This is a genomic window from Brevibacillus laterosporus, from assembly GCA_007833815.1.
Classification (GTDB): Bacteria; Bacillota; Bacilli; order Brevibacillales; family Brevibacillaceae; genus Brevibacillus_B; species Brevibacillus_B laterosporus_D.
The window spans coordinates 763,964-783,557 of the sequence record CP033464.1 but is presented as its reverse complement, the minus strand read 5'-3'; the positions used below and the strand labels follow the sequence as shown (position 1 = coordinate 783,557).

Sequence of the window (19,594 nt, the reverse complement as noted above, 5' to 3'; positions counted from 1 at the left end):
GATATTATAAAAAAACGATAGACGAATCATGTTGTGGCTGTAGTCAATTTCCAAATTAGCAGATACGTATGGATCAAGAAGAGATTACAGATTGTGTGCTTGATGTAGCTTTTTGTATAAAAGGTACTATTACATCAAAAAAGAAAAGGAGAGCGAATCATGAAAAAGAACGGTGTTAAAAAAGAAGAAGAACAAGGAACCCTAAAGGCTGTAGGTCAATTTTTCTATGGAGAGAATTTTAATGAACCGGCCTTTGTTGTTGCACGTGGTATGAATGGTTTTAAGGTAGATAAAAAAACATTACATGACATTGGTTTACAAAAGAAAGTACAATCCGTTCGTTGGATGGCTAACTTTACTCCAAAGAAAAGTGGTGCCTATCAGTTTACCATCCATCCCAATCTATTTACTCATATTCTTATTGATGGTGAGAATGCTAAAGAACAAGAAGTGCAGTTAGAAGCAGGAAAAAGGTATAAATTCATGGTAGCTTATTTTGAAAATCCAATGCTTGAACAAGAAGAGTTGTTTCAATTAGACGTACACTATACTTTTAATCAACAAGAAAAGAAAGAAATTGAAGCTGAAACCTTCTCTATCCCTGAAATCGCCTCTTTTGAAGCGTTCTCAAAAGAAGCGATGCCTATAAATATGCAGGATGAAGAACCTATGTTAGATACAGATAACGACGGCATCTATGACGAATGGGAAGTGAATGGATATACCGTAATTAACCATGTCGTTTATCCTTGGAAGGCTGAATATGCTGCCCAGGGATATAAAAAATACGTTTCAAACCCTAATGAATCTCACACCGCTGGAGACCCCTATTCTGATTTAGAAAAAGCAAGTGGAGCGCTTGATCGTACAATTAAAAAAGTTGCTTGGGACCCTCTTGTTGCGGCATATCCAAGTATTACAGTTGGCATGGAAGAACTTGTTCTCTCAGATAATAAAGAGGTGAGTTCAACAGCAGGAAGGTCCGTTAGTCGTTCTACTTCTTCTAGTGCCAGTACCTCTAATACGTTAGGACTCGATGTGAATGTGGGGGTTTCTCTCTTTACTGGAGTTTCAGCATCCGTTACCGGTCATTATTCACATACTTCTACGCATACCGTTGACTCTACAGACACTTCAGGACAAGATTGGCATCAACAATTAGGTTTAAACACAGGGCAAACGGCTTACATGAATGCAAATGTGCGCTATTACAATACAGGAACAGCTCCTGTATATAACCTGGTTCCGACTACAAATTTAGTGTTAGGGAAAGAGACAATCGCTACAGTTACCGGACAGCTGAATCAAAAAGCTTTGAGTTTAGCTCCTGATCAAACGTATCCTAAAAAACATCTACATGGACTCACATTAAATACATTAGATCAGTTTAGCACGACTCCTATTTCACTCAATATCAATCAGTTGGATAGATTAGAAGCGGGAGAAAAATTAAAGTTAGAAACGACACAGTTTCAAGGAGCATTTGCGAGAAGAGACCCTGCTGGTGGACAAGTAGTAATGGAAGAAAATGAGTGGGCTGATTATATGCCACAAATTGAAAATGTAACGGCCGGAATCTTGATTAATATTGACGGGAGACGAGTAATTGAACGGCGTATTGCGGCAAAAGACCCTGATAATCCCAATGATCGAACTCCAGAACTTACACTAAAAGAAGCATTGGAAAAATCAGTAGGTATGGTCTATAACGAAACGGATAAAAATTTTTATTTTGCAGATGAGGAGACAGATGAAGAACATATTTTGAGCTCGAATCTGGTCCATTTTGTGTATGATAAAAGGACAGAACAAGTAATAAAGGCGGAACAAAAAAGGAAGAAAAGCGAAGATATCTATCATATGATAATCCGACCTGGTATGAATATACAGATAGATGTCCCTGTATTGTATGACGATTTTGGAAAGAATTCCGCCAGATGGTCCGGAGGTGCATATGATTCATCTAATGGTTTGAATAATAGTAGATGTTATAGGATAGAAGACTCGGTGACATTCAAAAATTTTAATCTACAGGATAAGTCTATATATCTAATTATGATGGACGTTAAAGGAAGTAGTGATGGGGATGTTTCTATAGATATTAAAGGAGTAGGCGAAGGAGGAGAAAAACAAATAGGAAAATTTCAAGTTTCTCAAGTTTACAAAAAACAAATAGTGATGCTTGAAGCATTTGAAGTTATAGAAAAGTCGTTGGAGCTTACTATTTACAATGATAGTAATGGTTCTGTATACATTGATAATTTTTCTATTGTAAGAGTAGGAAGAGGTATTGATAATTTAAAAGAGGAAAACGCAGATTATGCTAAGGAATATGAAAATAAAAAAATTAAGTTCCCCCTAATAGATTTGCTAAGATATATTACCAATTCTGAAGATAAAGCTGTTATCAATATAGTGAATCAGAATCTCCAGCAAGAATTTATGTTGGGCTATAACCCAATTAAGGGCGCATTTTATATTTATGATTTTAAAGATACAAATAATCCGAAGGTCTTAACATGGGACACAAAAACATCAGAGTTAATTTTTACGAAATATCAAGGGACATTACATCAGCTTTGGTTTTTTCGAAAAGGCGACAAAGGTTTTAATATTATAAGTTGTGCTGATAGAAGCTTCGGATTAGATTTTAACTATGAAAACCCAGCTGATAAAACATCAATAAAAATAGAAAAGCTAGATGAATCAAAATCTACTCAATACTTTTTGATAGCAAAATAATCTTTTAGGCTTATATCTAAAGATCGAAATTGTGTTTTGCTGGACAAACTTCGTCTTTAAGGCGGGTTTGTCCTCCCTTCAATACTTTATAAAAAATAACAGATGGTGGAATGACAAATGGATAAAAAACCTCTAAATTTCAAGAAAGATGAAGGTAAAGCCAAAGCATGGAGTAAAGAGCGTTATTCGGCTTGGAAAAAAACATTACCATTAAATCGGCAACAAGCAATCGAAGCATTAAAAAAATCATCAAAAGAGATTAATAGAAAATTGAAAGAAGTTCGTGGAAATATCGATGAACTAACAGATGAACAATTAAAAAAACAAATAAAAGAAATGAATATATAGAAGATTATGAGTTCATACAAAATGTTGAACAGGTAGCAGGTGAATCCCATTATGATAAATTTCCGTATTCGATACTTAGGTTTCCTCAAGAAATAAAATAAGATGGAAAATGAGACTAATGGTTTTCAGACAGTTCTTTCATTATGGAAGCTTGTCCTTCCCTAATTGTTGGCAGGGTCTTGATAACAGTTAACTTCACAATTACTTTAAGGGGGATAAAGAATGACATTTTTAAAAAAAGATAAATGTTTGATGAGTTTTGCAAACATGAACCCAGTACAGATATATTATTCCAACCTTCATGGGGAAAGTCTAGAAAAATTAAACCAAAATAAAGTGAACAATACAGTATCCATTCCTATGAATACAGCAAGAGTAAGAAATTTTGGTATAGATATAGCAAAAGCTAAAAGATGGGGTAAAAAAGAATATTCAAAGTGGAAATCGGTATTAAAAGAGAATGAGAAAAAACAAATTACTGAATACACCAAGAATGCAAGCCCGATTAATAGTTATTTGAGAAAAAATGATGGAAATTTAGGTTCTGACCTTAAAATAGATAAAAAAATTGAAATCATGGACAAAGCTTTAAATAAATCAAAACTAAAGGACTCCATCATTGTATATCGAGGCACAGATGGAATCATATTTGGTGAGCAGTATCAAATAGACTTAATGGATGGTAATAAAGTTAAAAAGGAAAAGGCTGAGGAGATTAAAGAGAAATTTGAAGGAACGGTTCTATTAGAACGAGGATACTTAAGTACATCAATAGTGATTGGAACACAATTTATAGCAAGGCCCGTAATTCTAGAATTAAAAATTCCTAAGGATGGAATAGCTGGTTATGTAGATCGAATCAGTTATTATCCAGGACAATATGAGTTAATATTGCCTAGAAATACCCAATTTTATATTGATGATATAAAAACCATTGTGAATGGTGGCTCACAAAGATTAAAAGTAGAAGCTAGAATAATATGAATTAAATGAGATTGGGTAAAGCGTAAAATAGTCCCCACCTTGAGAAAGGATAGGAACTACTTTACGCTATTTATTAATGATTCGGCATGTTAATGGTAACGTTAGTGAGCTCGTTTGAGCGCCACGAGGGGTATTGGCAAATAGCCAATCCATTAACGTGACCGCGCACTACTGCATCGATAAAGCTTGCCTGCTTAAGCAAATTAGCATCTGTAGCTAGCATCCTGTATCCTGCCTATAGGCGAGGATGCCGCAAGTTTATCATAGCAGAAGTCCTCATACCCTGTGTATGAACAATTAGAAGGGAGGGAACAGAGATGAGCACTCAACCTTCTGATTGATCGTTTGAAAAGAGTTGGCTGGCAGCATACTGTTGACCAACTAGATGGTCTCCTAGAGGATGCATCTAAACATAATGTAACATATTCATAGTTTCTTGATACCCTTCTTCAACACGCTTTGTCAGTGCAGAGTATTTTATGTAAGACTGCCGAAAGACACTCCTTATTATTGATGAAGTAGGCTACTTGGAAAAAATTTTGGAGACGATATCTTGGAAGATTATCCCATCGAAATTGTGTTGAGTGTAGGTGGGCAGTATTTGACGCTTACTTATATATTGACTCAGCTAAAGGTTGGTATCTTCACAAAAAAAGGCATACAAATTTTCATCTATAAATGAAAATTTGTATGCCTTTTTTTAAAAGATTTAGAGATATACTTTGTTTGTAGACGAGGGGGGGATATATTATGAAAAAACGATAGAAGAATCTTGTATTGTGTAGTCAATTTAGAAGTGAAAAAAATGTCTACTGTTTTTCCCTATTATTTTGACGATGGGCAAACCACATTCCATGGTACATTTTTCATCAAGGATGTGTATCAAACTAAGATATATGAAGAGAACTTCAAGGGAATAAAAGCTGTTATAGCTTTAAAGAAAGAATATTTACAAGAAGAACCTTCCACTTATGAAAAACAAATTTGTTTCACTAGTCAAAATCGAGCAAAGAGAAATCAGTATGAGGTAATGGTAGTAAATGCTGATATGGAAGAGAAGCTTCCTACTAAAAAAATGTTACATTGGTTGTTACATGATCCAATAAAAAATCCTTTTATTGGAAATGAAAAGTATTTGGTAACAATTACATGATGGAAGAGGAGGATATATATGAAGAAAAGAAATGTAGATAGCCTTAGAATGTATGATTGGACTAAAACGATTGAGGATGTAAAAAATCGAGATAGTAAAATGTTGAGAAATGTACCAAGTTCGTTCTATCAAGAAATGAAAGAACCTTCTATGAGTGCAAAAGTACAAGGCAATTGGGGCAATTGGGAGCTAACGGATGAAGGATCGGGACAATATCCCATTTTTAAATGTTATATAGAAAATGGAACCTTCGAAGTAGATACAAACAACGCAAAAACTACGCATCATTTACAAAATTCCTGGATTAAAATTTGTCTAAAGATTGAAGATAGTCAAACAGAAATGTATGTTATTTCGGAAAAAGAAGATACCTTATACAGCATCAATCATTCTTTCCATTTTGATAACGGGCATGGAATGGCATCTATTCTACTAGAAAAGTTGCTTGTAACTTGGTTTAAAGAACATAGACATCTATTACATCAGCAAATTAATACCTATAACATTCAATACAGTACTTTAGAGGACTTAGCATTGATGGGATGGGATACCAATTATGTGACTTCGTTCTCGAATGTAAATAAAAATATTCAACAAAAAGAATTATATCCAAAAAAATTCAATAATGAATTCACGGATACTTCATTAGGATTCCCGATTCAATTCAGCATGGACGGAACATTTGATTCATGGGAAATCACAACAGGGGCAGATGGCCAAAATGTAAATTTCATTTGTAAAATTGGTGAAAACAGTTCCATTTTGAATCACCTTGCGAATGTAACCTATGAATTTGCTTCTGATGCCTATGTGAAAATTCAGTTAAAATTACAATACTTGAATGCAAAAGAAACAACTATTGAAGATTCTACTGGTGTAGGAGATGGGCATCAAGTTGATTTAAAAGTGAAAACAGATCAGGATGAAAGCGAAAATCCACCAGTAATCATAGTAGATAGCCACTATTCACCTGATATATTTGATTCATTTAAAACCATTGTAACTGCCATGTTTAAAGAATGGTTTACAAAAAACATCGATCAATTCGAAAATATCTTTTCACATTTTCTTTTAGGAGAAACTGCCAAAGATGAAAATTTTCAATGGCTAAAGCCAACTGATAAGTATTATGGTGTAGCAGAGGGAAAGGATGAAAATGGGAAACCAAGTTTAGATAAAAGTGTATTCTCCGTTATGGCAATGGTAGAAAATCGTAATAATAAATACCCAAGCCATACAGTAGATGCCCGTTTATTACACGCAGTTAAGAATGCAAAGGATACAAATGACTCAGCCTTTGGCATCGATATGCCATTATTCGTAGAGAAATGGCTGGTACGAGGTCTCGATATTATGCAGGTTGGTACACCAGACCAATTTGAGAAAACGGACAACGGATTGTTTATTCAAAACAAAGAAAGAATTCAGTTCGGCAAGATATACAATCATAATAATGAACTGGTAGATTCTCATATTGATCCTAAAAAATTTAGACTAGGCATTACAAATAATAAAATGGTTTTAGATATAGAGGACCTTACATGGCAACAGACTAGGGGAATGATTGGACATCTCAGCTACCAACAACACTATGGTCTTAGTCTTAAAAGTGGTGTTGACGAGTTAGGTAAAGAATATAGAAATGTATTAGTTCCAATTGAAGAGGATGATGCTACACTTACATTCACTTATACTCTTGAAGATTGGTACGTAAGAGAACAATTAATTATAGAGATGGCTGTAGGACTAGCCTTATCAATAGGAACAGGAATAATCTTTTCAGCTGTCAGCCCCACATTTAGAACAGCAATGAATTATATCAGCGGACTTTTCAAAAAAGTAGGGACCACTATGATGAGGGCAGTCATTTCCGTAAGAGAGCTATTATATAGAATAGGAGGCGGTGCTTATCGAGAATCCTTAATTCAAGCGTCGAGATCAGGATCTAACAATGTTTACCGGGCCACTACCATAGCTAATGTTAGCTCGCCATCAGTATTAGAAGCAGTGAAAAATGAAGCTCGTTACATCTGGTCTAGAATCTGGGAAAATAAATTAAAATCAGCCCTAGTATTTAGTCAAATGGCGGTAATAAGAACTGTATCACTGACACCATTTATGATAGGTAAATACCTTGAATATATGGCGAAAGAACATTATTCCGAACTTCCAACCATCGATGCGTTTCTTGCTAATTGCGTAGGAGCTGTAAAATGGCCGGATAATAGCGAACTTCAAGTGGAAACTGCCCAGCTCCAAGGGATTTATTTAATGGGTGGGAAATTAATTAAGTAATAACAAAAATTGGATAGGAGTGACTTAAAGTTTACACTTGACTAGACTTCTACTGGATGAAAAAGGTTGAATATTAGTAACAGAACATACTGAATTTTCTTGTAATATATGCGAGCATGTCAACGTTCTAACCCCCAGGTTGAAGGTAACAAGCTTCACCTGAATTCATCAGGAAAATGTGATGGTACTGGTCTAGCAGATACGTATGGATCAAGAAGAGATTACAGATTGTGTGCTTGATGTAGCTTTTTGTATAAAAGGTACTATTACATCAAAAAAGAAAAGGAGAACGAATCATGAAAAAGAACGGTGTTAAAAAAGAAGAAGAACAAGGAACCCTAAAGGCTGTAGGTCAATTTTTCTATGGAGAGAATTTTAATGAACCGGCCTTTGTTGTTGCACGTGGTATGAATGGTTTTAAGGTAGATAAAAGAACATTACATGACATTTGTTTACAAAAGAAAGTACAATCCGTTCGTTGGATGGCTAACTTTACTCCAAAGAAAAGTGGTGCCTATCAGTTTACCATCCATCCCAATCTATTTACTCATATTCTTATTGATGGTGAGAATGCTAAAGAACAAGAAGTGCAGTTAGAAGCAGGAAAAAGGTATAAATTCATGGTAGCTTATTTTGAAAATCCAATGCTTGAACAAGAAGAGTTGTTTCAATTAGACGTACACTATACCTTTAATCAACAAGAAAAGAAAGAAATTGAAGCTGAAACCTTTTCTATCCCTGAAATCGTCTCTCTTGAAGCGTTCTCAAAAGAAGCGATGCCTATAAATATGCAGGATGAAAAACCTATGTTAGATACAGATAACGACGGCATCTATGACGAATGGGAAGTGAATGGATATACCGTAATTAACCATGTCGTTTATCCTTGGAAGGATGACTATGCTGCCCAGGGATATAAAAAATATGTTTCAAACCCTAATGAATCTCACACCGCTGGAGACCCCTATTCTGATTTAGAAAAAGCAAGTGGAGCGCTTGATCGTTCAATTAAAAAAGTTGCTTGGGACCCTCTTGTTGCGGCATACCCAAGTATTACAGTTGGCATGGAAGAACTTGTTCTCTCAGATAATAAAGAGGTGAGTTCAACAGCAGGAAGGTCCGTTAGTCGTTCTACTTCTTCTAGTGCCAGTGACTCTAATACACTAGGAATAGATGCGCATTTGGAGGCTTCTCTTTTTACAGGAGTTTCAGCATCCATTACCGGTCATTATTCACATACTTCTACCCATACCGTTGACTCTTCAAATACATCAGGACAAGATTGGCGTAATCAATTAGGGTTAAGCACAGCACATTCGGCTTACATGAATGCAAATGTACGCTATTACAATACAGGAACAGCTCCTGTATATAACCTGGTTCCGACTACAAATTTAGTATTAGGGAAAGAGACAATCGCTACAGTTACCGGACAGCTGAATCAAAAAGCGATGAGTATAGCTCCTGGTCAAACGTATCCTAAAAAACATTTACATGGGCTCGCTTTAAACACATTAGATCAGTTTAGCACGACTCCTATTTCACTCAATATCAATCAGTTGGATAGATTAGAAGCGGGAGAAAAATTAAAATTAGAAACGACACAGTTTCAAGGAGCATTTGCGAGAAGAGACCCTGCTGGTGGACAAGTAGTAATGGAAGAAAATGAGTGGGCTGATTATATGCCACAAATTGAAAATGTAACGGCCGGAATCTTGATTAATATTGACGGGAGACGAGTAATTGAACGGCGTATTGCGGCAAAAGACCCTCATAATCCCAATGATCGAACTCCAGAACTTACACTAAAAGAAGCATTGGAAAAATCAGTAGGTATGGTCTATAACGAAACGGATAAAAATTTTTATTTTGCAGATGAGGAGACAGATGAAGAACATATTTTGAGCTCGAATCTGGTCCATTTTGTGTATGATAAAAGGACAGAACAAGTAATAAAAGAAGAAAGGGACAAGAATAGCCCGAAGATATCTATAAAATGAAAATCCGACCTGGAATGAATATACAGATAGACGTTCCTACTTTGTATGATGATTTCGCAGAGAAATCTGACAGATGGGAAGGAGGTGAATATGATAACACAAACGCTTTGAATAAAGGAAAATGTTACAAGATACCTAAAATGAGCACAGGGGAATATAGTGACTTCAGTCTCGAAAGCAATTCTATATACCTAATTATGATGACTGTTAAAGGAAGTGATATAGAGAAAAAAGTTACCGTCCAGATTGAAGGAGTAGTAGGAGCAAAAGAAATAGGGGTATTTGAAGTTTCTAAAGATTACAAAAACGAAATGGTGAAACTTCAAACATTTGGTGAACTGGAAACGTCGTTGAAGCTTACTATTAAAAATGGTAGTAATGATTCTGTATACATTGATAATTTTTCTATTGTAAGAGTAGGAAGAGGTATTGATAATTTAAAAGGGGAAAACGCAGATTATGCTAAGGGAACGAAAGATAAGAAATTTAAGTTCCTTCTAAAAGATTTGCAAAGACATATTACCAATTTGGAAGGTAAAGCTGTTATCTATAAAGGGGCTCAGAATCTCCAGCAAGAATTTTATTTGGATTATGATAAAAGTTGTGGCGCATTTTATATTACTGACTTCACAGATTCATTTAATGTAAAGGTCTTAACATGGGATACAAAAACATCAGAATTAATTTTTACGAAAAATCAAGAGGCATTACACCAGCATTGGTTTCTTCGAAAATCTCTAGGAGACCAGATTGGTTATAATATTATAAGTTATGCTGATAGAAGCTTCGGATTAGATTTTAACTATGAAAACCCAGCTGATAAAACACCAATAAAAATAGAAAAGCTAGATGAATCAAAATCTACTCAATACTTTTTGGTAACTCCTCCATTGGTTTAACCATTTTAGAATTGATGGAACATTAGTCTATACAAGTGTTGGTAATTTAAAAGAGAACATGAAGATCATTTTCAGATTCTTAAGAAAGACTGTCTCTGTAGATATTTTCCAACCAATAAACTTGCGACAATAAATGAAAACAAAGGCCCGAAGCAGTTATAAAAGAAAAGAATGATAATTCCATACAAAAATTTAAGTTGGTCTATGATGTAAGAAGTCAACTTTGGTTTTTTCAAGAATCCGGCAGGCTTATATCTAAAGATCGAAATTGTGTTTTGCTGGACAAACTTCGTCTTTAAGGCGGGTTTGTCCTCCCTTCAATACTTTATAAAAAATAACTGATGGTGGAATGACAAATGGATAAAAAACCTCTAAATTTCAAGAAAGATGAAGGTAAAGCCAAAGCATGGAGTAAAGAGCGTTATTTGGCTTGGAAAAGTATGACAAAATGTCAGGACATGGGATTAGCACCTTCGATTTCAGTTGAGAGAGGAAAGGTGGGTGTAAACACTAATACACTGATATATGCGATGGAAGGAAATTCTAGAGGGGGCAAGCTCGTTCTCCTGATTGGCATTTAAAAATAAAATACGGAAAAGAGTTTAAAGATAGCAACAAAGCTGAAGCATGGGGAAGGAAATATTATGCGAATTGGTTAAGAAATTTAACCATAGTCGAACAAAGATCTTTAACAAACTATACAACTGAAAGGGGATATCAAATAAATAAATATCTGAGAAACAATGATGGAGAACTTGGAGAAAATGGGATTTTAGATCGTGATATTAATAATATAGATAGAGCATTAAAAAAAGCAAAAACAGCAGAAATGGTTACAGTATATAGAAGAGTAGGAGAAAATGCATTTGGTATGGAAGCTGATAGTTTGAGAGATAAAAATAAGATTAAGATAGAGAAAGCAAGAGAATTTGCAGAAAGATTTATAAATACAACTAGAAAAGATCAAGGTTATTTGAGTACTACACTTGTGAGTGGGCTTTCTAAAGAAACAAAAAGTAATTCGCCAGAAATAGTTTTAATGCCAATTGTTCTTGAGTTAAATGTTCCTAAAGGAACGCGTGCAGCATATATAAATGATTTAAGTCATAAACCTTGGGAGCAAGAACTATTAATTAATAGGGGATCTTCTTTTAAAATTCATGGACTATCTATCATTGTTGAAGATGGCAGAGAACGATTAAAAGTAAAAGCTGATTTACTAAAATAGATTTGGTATAAAGAATAAAAAAGTCAAAAATATTTAAATGATATCATTAAATGAAGAACATTTTTTTATAAGTAAAGGGTCTGTCAAGAATTTTGTGTAAACTCAATCAACCGATATATGAAAAGGTTTCATCCCCTAATTGATCCATCTAACGAGGAAAGTCGTCTCCTTTAATTAAGGAAACGATTTTTTCTTTTGTAAATCAACTTCAAGGGGCGTAAAAAATGAAAGTAATGGTATCTAAGATATGGTGTTTATGCTGACATGAATGGATCATTACATAATCAAACAAAAGGCTGATGAGGATTCTCTTCAGATAACTCCACCTAAATTTATTATTATTAATTTATGTCTTATTTGTTAAATGTTTGAAAATATAGAGGTTTATTGGGATAAAAAAAGAATTTTTACTATGTACGGACAAAATATAAGGAGGAGACATATTTATGAAAATGTCAAAAAACAAATTAATAGCGGCAGTAACCACTCTTACACTAGGGTTTGGATTTACGATGGGAGTAGCACCAGCCTTTGCGGATTCAAACCAATCCGTCTTACAGCATGCTTCTATCTCTTCTATTGAGAAAGAGGAACAACAGCCTTTCACTGGCTATGTTATTTCTATTGATGGTATGTACATGGTTGTGGCAAATACTTCTACACAAGAAGACGCACTTTCCTATAAAGATGATTGGTGGGAATTAGCTTCTCAAAATAAAATATTAAGAGTCCCTATTTCTACTGATGACGATTACGTTTTGGGTGAAAAGTTGAATATATATGCAACAGCATGGACTTTGTCAATTCCACCAATAGCAATTGCCCCTACGATTGAAAAAATAGCTGATTAATATCATACTTCTGACTTGTAGCTATGTATTACATGTTATGGCAGTTTTTAAGTACGGTTCAGTTGCCCTTTGAAGACCAATTTGTTGTAAATGTCAGTCAGGCCCCTTTTCAATATGAAAGGGGCTCTTCCTTTTTCATCCTTGTGTCTTTTCTAACCTTGCGTACTGCTCATATTAGCTTTCAATATCTTTCGTCAGGCTGGAATTTGAAATTATGTTTTGGTCTGAGGGCAAACGCTAAAAGAGCTTGGGGGCTAGCAAAACTCAAAAACCTATCTTTAGTCGCTAGCTTAACAAATGACACAGAGTGGCAACATGAGCTATGTGCAAAGTTAGAAAAGATAAAGGATGAAATAGGAAAAATATTTATGTGGAGTGCTGCTCACTGTTAGTGCGGAAGGACAATTAAATCGGAGATGTGATGGCGGATTTAAAAAAAGAGGGGCGCATACATACCCCTCTTTTTTACGCTATTTATTAATGATTCGGCATTCAATTGTTTCTGTGGGTAACTTTGCTTATCGTTCTTAAATTTTCGTACCCAATACCAAAGTTGTTGAGTAGAGAAATGCTGCTCCGTACACCATGCGGATGCTGATTGTCCACTCTTTTTGTGGAGTCGTGATGTAAATACATTATGCTCAGCTCTGCGTTTATTTTACACGCAGCTTCTGTCCGACTCGAATCAGATACTGGGCATTGAGATTGTTCCAGTCCTTTATCAATGTGATCGTGCTGCCGTATCGCTCAGCAAGTCCTGAGACAGTGTCCCCTTTTTGGACAGTATGGTACGTTGCCCCTGCAGTAACAATCAGTTTACTACCTACCCTCAATGCATTCTCATTAATACCAGGATTAAGCTTTTTAAGGTTGGCTACAGTCGTACCGCATTTTTGCGATAGGCTCCAAAGAGTGTCACCTTTAACAATTGTATGAGTGTACCCGTTCGTTGCTGGTTTGCTTGGAGAAGTCTCAGGATTAGAAACTGTTTTCTTTTTCAAATTAAAAGCTTTAGCCAATCCATTAACGTGACCGCGCGCTACTGCATCGATAAAGCTTGCCTGCTTAAGCAAATTAGCATCTGTAGCAGTATCAATGAAAAGATTCTCAGCTAGTACAGCCGGCATTTTTGACTCGCGCAGCATGTGGAAATTGGCAGATTTTGCTCCACGATCTCTTACCCCATATCCCTTTATCTCAGCCATCACTGCCGTATGGATAGCATCCTGTATCCTGCCTATAGGCGAGGATGCCGCAAGTTTATCATAGCAGAAGTCCTCATACCCTGTACCGCCACCAGCATTGATGTGGACGGAAAGTAAAAAGTCAGCTCCCCATGCATTAGCCGTGTCAGTGCGTTGTTTTAGGCTGAGATATTGGTCTTTCTCGCGGCTCAACGTAACCTGTGTATTTTCATAATCGGTCAGTAAATTTCTCATTTTTTGAGATATCGTTAATGTTAAATTCTTTTCCTGCAGGCCATTCCCCACTGCACCAGGATCTGTTCCGCCATGTCCTGGATCAATAAAGATTTTTACCATAATAAATCCTCTCCTTTTAAAATAATAAAAGCCACCCTTGAGGGCAGCTTATTTAGGCCATTGATATCTTTTAGCTTGGTGGCTATCTTCAATTCCTCTTGTTGTTGGATCATTGATTGCATTCCATAAACTGACCACAATCATAAAAACAACATAAGGATTCGAAAATGCTTCTCTCAGTAAAATAAAAAGGGCCCCCCAAGTTGTGAGGTCCTGCGCAGTTAGCCCGAAATATCCTAAGATAGGCAAAATAATCGACAAAAATAATTGTGCAAGAAATACAGGGTTCTTGAAACGTACTTTCCAATTGATCATGATTAATTACCTCCCTTTAACACGTTATAAAAAATAGCGATTGCTCCGCCTATAATGCCGGTGCTAACCGCTGTAATAATTGCTGCTGTTATTGTTCGTTTAATCCACGTTGTATTTTCATTGATACTATCTAAAGTTTTATTGATAGCTCTGATTTGCTCATCATGAATAGATGTTTTATTTTTAAGATCAGCTACATCTTTTTCTAGTGATTTAATATCGCTTCTCATTTCGACTATTTCTTTTTCGAATGAATTCACAGTACTCGCCCCCAAGACATTTCCCCTCCCCAATACAATGCAAAATAAAAAAGCCTACTCGGCTTCCGGCAGTTCCAATCGTTTAATTAATTTCCTTCTATCTGTATACTCCTCTGAAGTTAGAGAAGGGGGATTTAGCAACTATGAGGAACGATGGCTGATCTATTCCTCCAAAATTCAACGTTTCCATAGCTCCCCTCCTATTCGTTAGCCTTTCGAGCTAGTAATACATTTATATCGTCAATACATTCTTGTAATCTGCATTTTTAATCTATTCATTTTAGGCAGCAACTCTTGTTTTGCTTTTTTGATTTTAGAGCCCACTGATATGATATGAAATGATCTCATGGGTATATAAATCTTTGATTGCAGAAAGATAGATACGCTCATCACTGATTCGACATTGGGTAACGTCAGTTACCTATTTTTGATTAGGCTCTTGAGAGGCAAAATCACGTTTACGCCGAATTATTTCATCGGTTAACCTCGAGGTTTTTTCCAATGTCTACTTTACGGGTTGCACTTCAAGCATTTGGATGTTTTTTCCTTCAAACCCTTTCTGGCACTCATCGCAAATTGTTTCTATTATAATATAGCTTCCTTTTAATAAAGTATCCTAACACCACCTTACGCCTAATAGCTTATCAATTTTTATGTTTCCCAATACTCCGAGAGGATGCAGGCTGAGATTGCGAAACAAAACAGAGAATCACACTCATTTTTCCCGTAATCATCCGTCGCAAGACCAAGCGCGATCCGGATTCCAAATGCTCCCCTCGTAAAGCTGCATTCTTCATCACCCTTTGGATAATTCGAGTACATCATTGATATGGGATAGATGTGTCTCCCAGGAGTTTTTCCTCCTTGTAAAATTGTACCTTTTTGTAAAATTGAAATATTCCCTGTTATTGTCCATAGTTTTATCCTTATTTTTGTCCTTGATTTTCTCGATATAATAAAAAAGACAACTCTCAAGTAATCCTAAGAGCTGTCGCAATTTGTGAAAATGCTTGTTTTTTTAAGTTATAATATTGATCCTTTGTTATTCCCATATCCATATACACCGAAATGTCCTTCACCCTTGAGGAACCCAAATATTTTCTTTCAATTATTTCCCGTTCGACATCGTCCAGAGCTCCCGAAATTGCTCTGCTCATTTGATTATATTTGATTAAATTCTCTTTTTCTTTTGTTGATAGATTTGGAAAAGGATTTTTAATACCCTCATTTTCAATTTCCTGTTTGTTTTGCATGGCTATTCTTAAAGCCTTAAACTCCTTTAGTTCCTGAACAACAAGTTTTCTTACCTCTTTTTCATCAATTTCCGGTAGTAGTTTTGATTGCACCATTGATTTATCCTCCCTTTTTTATTGTTAAAAAAGGACACCGATTTGAAACAGATATATTCTGTTTCAAATCGGTGTCCGCCAGTTTTTCCGCAAATTCATCCTATAGCCGTGTAGTTTCAGGTAAAAACATTTCCCTTCGAAAGACTTGCATAAAATCCTGTATAAACGTTAACAGTTAGCTTGTTCTATTTAAGCAATTTGGCTATTTCGCCAAGTGAGTGTGGTATTACCATATCCAGTCTCGGAGCCATCTTCACGTTTACTCCATATCACGTACGTTTTCTTCCATAAACTCAATTATAGAAGATGCAACCTCTTTAACCTCTTCATGATTTAGGTGGATTGAATTATCTCGATATCTCCCTTTTAGATGATAGTAACCTTTGCACCAGAATAAAAAAACATACATATTTTCATCTATAGATGAAAATATGTATGTTTTTTTATTGAAAATCTACGCTATGTTTAATTGTATGAATAGGTTTTTCTTGGAAACAAAAACGAACGATCTTTACTTATTTATAGTTTTTATACGTATTTACTGTTCGTTTTTTGCATTATGATTGATTCGCATATAATAATTTATTAAATTTTGAGGAGGATCAAATGGCAAGTATTTTACAACTAGCAGGATTGGGGTGAAAATAGTAATGGAAGTTTTAACAAATTAATTATCTAATAAATCATTTGTTTCAATTCAGTTTCCAAAACTAAGGTATAAAACTCCGGTGTAATAATGAATTAAATTCATAAATCAGAGCCCTACTACGGGCTCAAGGGTTTTTGAGCATAGAAAAAAGAGTACCTCCCCAACTAATAAGTTAAGTGTGAACCAAACTTGAGAAGGTGGTGGTAGTGGTGACTCCCTATGTCAATTATAAAACAAGGAAGGCTATTTGATATACAGGAATTATTTGACTTAGAACCTTCAAACGTTTTGAGGCTATTTTCTCCACTTTTGACATTGAACCGATTCTTTTCTTGCTTTCTAAAAAGTCGATCTATGGTGCTCCTATCGAGTTGAGTTATGCTATATTCTCTGGTCGCTCGAATCATAGAACGAATTCCTACTGTGAAAGCTTTGCGAAAACGACTAAAACATTACTTTATCTTTCATGCATGCAAAACTTTCATCCACTGTCATATGACGTGAAAAAGAGTATCCTACAATCTTCATTGTATCTCTTGTTTGTTTTTTATGTTCCATCGGATTATCTCCTCTTGTTTTCGTTGTAAGGACTTAACCCAGAGGTGTCTATGAAACTATACTAACTCCATTTTGGGCGGGTGACTATATGGAAAAAATCACAAAAGATGTAATACAAGATAAAGCAGTGATACGAAAACTTCATATTTTAGAAAGCCTGATTGAAAGCAATAGCTTTATATCATCAGAGGTGTTGGCAGACCAGTTAAAATGTACAAAAAGAACTATTATGAATGACATTTCTCAATTAAAACGAACACTCCCTAACAATTGGGAGTTAATAAGTATTTCGTCTAAAGGACATTTGTTAAAAAAAGACCCTCTAGATAAGCTTTCAAATATCATATCTCCGTATTTAATAAACAGCGACATTTACAAAATTTTGCTGGGTATATTTAATCATAAGTACTATACCTTAGAAAAATGGTCTCAATTATTATATTTAAATAAGTTTACACTTAAAAAAAATTTAAATGAATTTACAAGAACACTTAACCATTTTGACCTAGATTTTAACTTCAAAACGCTTCAACTAATTGGGGACGAATTAAAGATTCGTTATTTTTATATAGTTTTTTTTTACACGATACAAAAATACACAGAAATTATTGATATACACCCATATTTACAAAAAAAAATTGAACATATTACTAGGCTTTATGAGGTCGAACTAGATTTCAATCTATTAACAATAATTATTAATGTGTCTGTAAATAGAATTATGCATAAATGTTTTATTTCCAAAAATTTTCATTTTAAATCCACATTTAACCAGAAAAAATTAAAATGCATAGAATCTATCATAGTAGAGATCGAAAAATGTTATAAAATTAAGTTATTGAAAAAAGAGCAGCTCTTTTTTATTTTTTCTTTGTTTCTCATTTCAGAAGGTGATATTGAAGAAAAGAAGGATATTACTAATTATTATCATAAATCACAGGAAGAAATTTATAATAAATACCTTTGTATGCTTGACATAATTTCATCTGAATTCAATCTTAATTTAAAAGTAAAAGAAAAAATACAATATAACATATATTTTTATCTTTATAAAATCGACATGTTGAAACATTATAATTTATCAATAGAATACTTGTTGGGCCAATATAAAAACTTACACAAAGAAACTCAAGAATTAATAGAAGGTTATAATATCATTCATCCTCTGATTACTTCTTGGAATAAAAACTTAGCTAAAAATAGATTATCTAAAAATGAGATTTATATTACAACCTTTAATATTTTATTTACGCTCCATTCAAATTCTCAAAAAAAAGCTTTATTGCTTTTATCTGGACCAACAGCTTGGAAAGAATTTATTTACTGCAAATTAAATAATGAATTAGGTAACGTGCTAATCCTTCATTCGAAAATTAATAATGCGAAAAAATACGATGTTATAATTACTAATTACAACATCAACATCAACATCAAAAACCTAAAAACACCTGTAATTCAAATTTCGGATAGTATGAATCAAATAGATTTGAACCGTATCAGACAATTTGTCTATCTTAATAACAAATAGTGAGGAGATAAATACCTAACGGAATTTGCTAGATGCAGTCAGGCACAAAAGAGTATGGATAAGATGTTACGTTATGAGTCATTTGTATTCTTGAAATGACAGCGAATCTGTTTGTTCAATAAAAATTTCCAGTTTTATAATTGAATCAATTTCACAATAGGTTTTGTTTGAAAATAAAACGAACATTATAAGTTATAAAACAATAAAATACCCCTTAATAACCAATAAAAACGTTTGTTTTTTGCATTATGAAATTGATTCAATTATTACACTAATATTTATTTCTTTCAGTGATATGCCTACTCTTGCATATATACGTATTCGATCCAACAGATGGTTTGGAGCTGTCTCCACAGTTCCAGTCCTCTAATGAGTAGATCTTCACCAGTATGAATACAAAAAACAGCAGCAAACAGTATGAAAAGCCCAGTAGTTACCCCTGCTGAACCAGCAAAGCAACCAGTAGTAACTGTTCCTGCCAAGAAGTTGGAACCAGCGCAAGTTATTGTGTCTGACAAGCCACAAGTCACAAGCTACAGTGACAGCGCATTTTTGAACTTGCGTACCAAACCGCCTACTTTCATCGAGGGGCCAGATATATTTTTGAACTCTCAGCTAGATGGAGAAAGAATACATCTCAGCCGGCAAGCGTACACTGGGTTAATTGTTTCCGAGAAGCGCTTACGCCTTATGTCATCGGGGATTACGTTAATTTCCCGGATATTCATATCAAAGATTGGCCTCAGGCCTATTATGGAACCAATTTTGCTCGCTTAAAACGAATAAAGCAGAAGTACGATCCTCACAATGTATTTCGCTTTGCCCAGAGCATTCCTGTGAAAAAGACTAAGATAAAAAGGTTGAAATAAAGCATAATAGATACGTTTTCCCGGA

General features: G+C 34.8%; 13 protein-coding genes and 4 pseudogenes. 13 read left to right on the top strand and 4 right to left on the bottom strand.

Translation table 11 applies throughout. The annotated features are described in order from the left end of the window. Nucleotides 1-159: 159 nt before the first annotated feature. From EEL30_04910 to EEL30_04860, 11 genes and pseudogenes are all read left to right on the top strand, one after another. Nucleotides 160-2,742 carry a peptidase gene (locus tag EEL30_04910; protein QDX91765.1) on the top strand — a complete coding sequence of 861 codons (2,583 nt, stop codon included), beginning with the start codon at nucleotides 160-162 and terminating at the stop codon, nucleotides 2,740-2,742. Between the two features lie 117 nt (nucleotides 2,743-2,859). Then, nucleotides 2,860-3,087, top strand: a pseudogene (locus EEL30_04905) (lethal factor domain protein). A gap of 363 nt (nucleotides 3,088-3,450) precedes the next feature. Then, nucleotides 3,451-4,074, top strand: coding sequence for an ADP-ribosyltransferase (locus tag EEL30_04900; GenBank protein QDX95673.1), 624 nt, complete (start codon nucleotides 3,451-3,453; stop codon nucleotides 4,072-4,074). Between the two features lie 345 nt (nucleotides 4,075-4,419). Next, nucleotides 4,420-4,503 (top strand): annotated as a pseudogene (locus tag EEL30_04895) (AAA family ATPase). A 343-nt stretch (nucleotides 4,504-4,846) separates the two neighbouring features. Continuing rightward, entirely contained in the window at nucleotides 4,847-5,227 is a 381-nt protein-coding gene (locus tag EEL30_04890) for a hypothetical protein (GenBank protein QDX91764.1), read from the top strand. Nucleotides 5,228-5,245: 18 nt separating this feature from the next. Beyond that, entirely contained in the window at nucleotides 5,246-7,522 is a 2,277-nt protein-coding gene (locus tag EEL30_04885) for a hypothetical protein (GenBank protein QDX91763.1), read from the top strand. Between the two features lie 296 nt (nucleotides 7,523-7,818). After that, nucleotides 7,819-10,421, top strand: a pseudogene (locus tag EEL30_04880) (peptidase). A 356-nt stretch (nucleotides 10,422-10,777) separates the two neighbouring features. Further along, a complete protein-coding gene (locus tag EEL30_04875; GenBank protein ID QDX91762.1) occupies nucleotides 10,778-11,002 on the top strand; it encodes a hypothetical protein in 225 nt (74 codons plus the stop codon). Nucleotides 11,003-11,004: 2 nt separating this feature from the next. After that, nucleotides 11,005-11,649, top strand: coding sequence for a hypothetical protein (locus EEL30_04870; GenBank protein QDX91761.1), 645 nt, complete (start codon nucleotides 11,005-11,007; stop codon nucleotides 11,647-11,649). Between the two features lie 446 nt (nucleotides 11,650-12,095). Further along, nucleotides 12,096-12,500 carry a DUF3221 domain-containing protein gene (locus EEL30_04865; protein ID QDX91760.1) on the top strand — a complete coding sequence of 135 codons (405 nt, stop codon included), beginning with the start codon at nucleotides 12,096-12,098 and terminating at the stop codon, nucleotides 12,498-12,500. A 32-nt stretch (nucleotides 12,501-12,532) separates the two neighbouring features. Continuing rightward, the gene (locus EEL30_04860) at nucleotides 12,533-12,892 is read left to right on the top strand and encodes a hypothetical protein (GenBank protein QDX91759.1); all 360 of its coding nucleotides are present in this window, start codon (nucleotides 12,533-12,535) and stop codon (nucleotides 12,890-12,892) included. A 261-nt stretch (nucleotides 12,893-13,153) separates the two neighbouring features. Here EEL30_04860 and EEL30_04855 read toward each other — a convergent pair whose 3' ends face one another. From EEL30_04855 to EEL30_04840, 4 genes are all read right to left on the bottom strand, one after another. After that, nucleotides 13,154-14,041, bottom strand: coding sequence for an N-acetylmuramoyl-L-alanine amidase (locus EEL30_04855; GenBank protein ID QDX91758.1), 888 nt, complete (start codon nucleotides 14,039-14,041; stop codon nucleotides 13,154-13,156). A gap of 48 nt (nucleotides 14,042-14,089) precedes the next feature. Beyond that, entirely contained in the window at nucleotides 14,090-14,356 is a 267-nt protein-coding gene (locus EEL30_04850; GenBank protein ID QDX91757.1) for a phage holin, read from the bottom strand. Nucleotides 14,357-14,358: 2 nt separating this feature from the next. Continuing rightward, nucleotides 14,359-14,586 carry a protein xhlA gene (locus tag EEL30_04845; GenBank protein ID QDX95672.1) on the bottom strand — a complete coding sequence of 76 codons (228 nt, stop codon included), beginning with the start codon at nucleotides 14,584-14,586 and terminating at the stop codon, nucleotides 14,359-14,361. A gap of 1,001 nt (nucleotides 14,587-15,587) precedes the next feature. Then, nucleotides 15,588-15,965 carry an ArpU family transcriptional regulator gene (locus tag EEL30_04840; GenBank protein QDX91756.1) on the bottom strand — a complete coding sequence of 126 codons (378 nt, stop codon included), beginning with the start codon at nucleotides 15,963-15,965 and terminating at the stop codon, nucleotides 15,588-15,590. A 1,295-nt stretch (nucleotides 15,966-17,260) separates the two neighbouring features. On the opposite strand from EEL30_04840, the gene EEL30_04835 reads away from it, so the two are divergent. Together EEL30_04835 and EEL30_04830 are read left to right on the top strand one after the other, a co-directional pair. Beyond that, the gene (locus tag EEL30_04835; protein QDX91755.1) at nucleotides 17,261-18,700 is read left to right on the top strand and encodes an HTH domain-containing protein; all 1,440 of its coding nucleotides are present in this window, start codon (nucleotides 17,261-17,263) and stop codon (nucleotides 18,698-18,700) included. A 569-nt stretch (nucleotides 18,701-19,269) separates the two neighbouring features. Then, nucleotides 19,270-19,569: pseudogene (locus EEL30_04830) on the top strand (FAD-binding oxidoreductase). The last annotated feature ends 25 nt before the right edge of the window (nucleotides 19,570-19,594 follow it).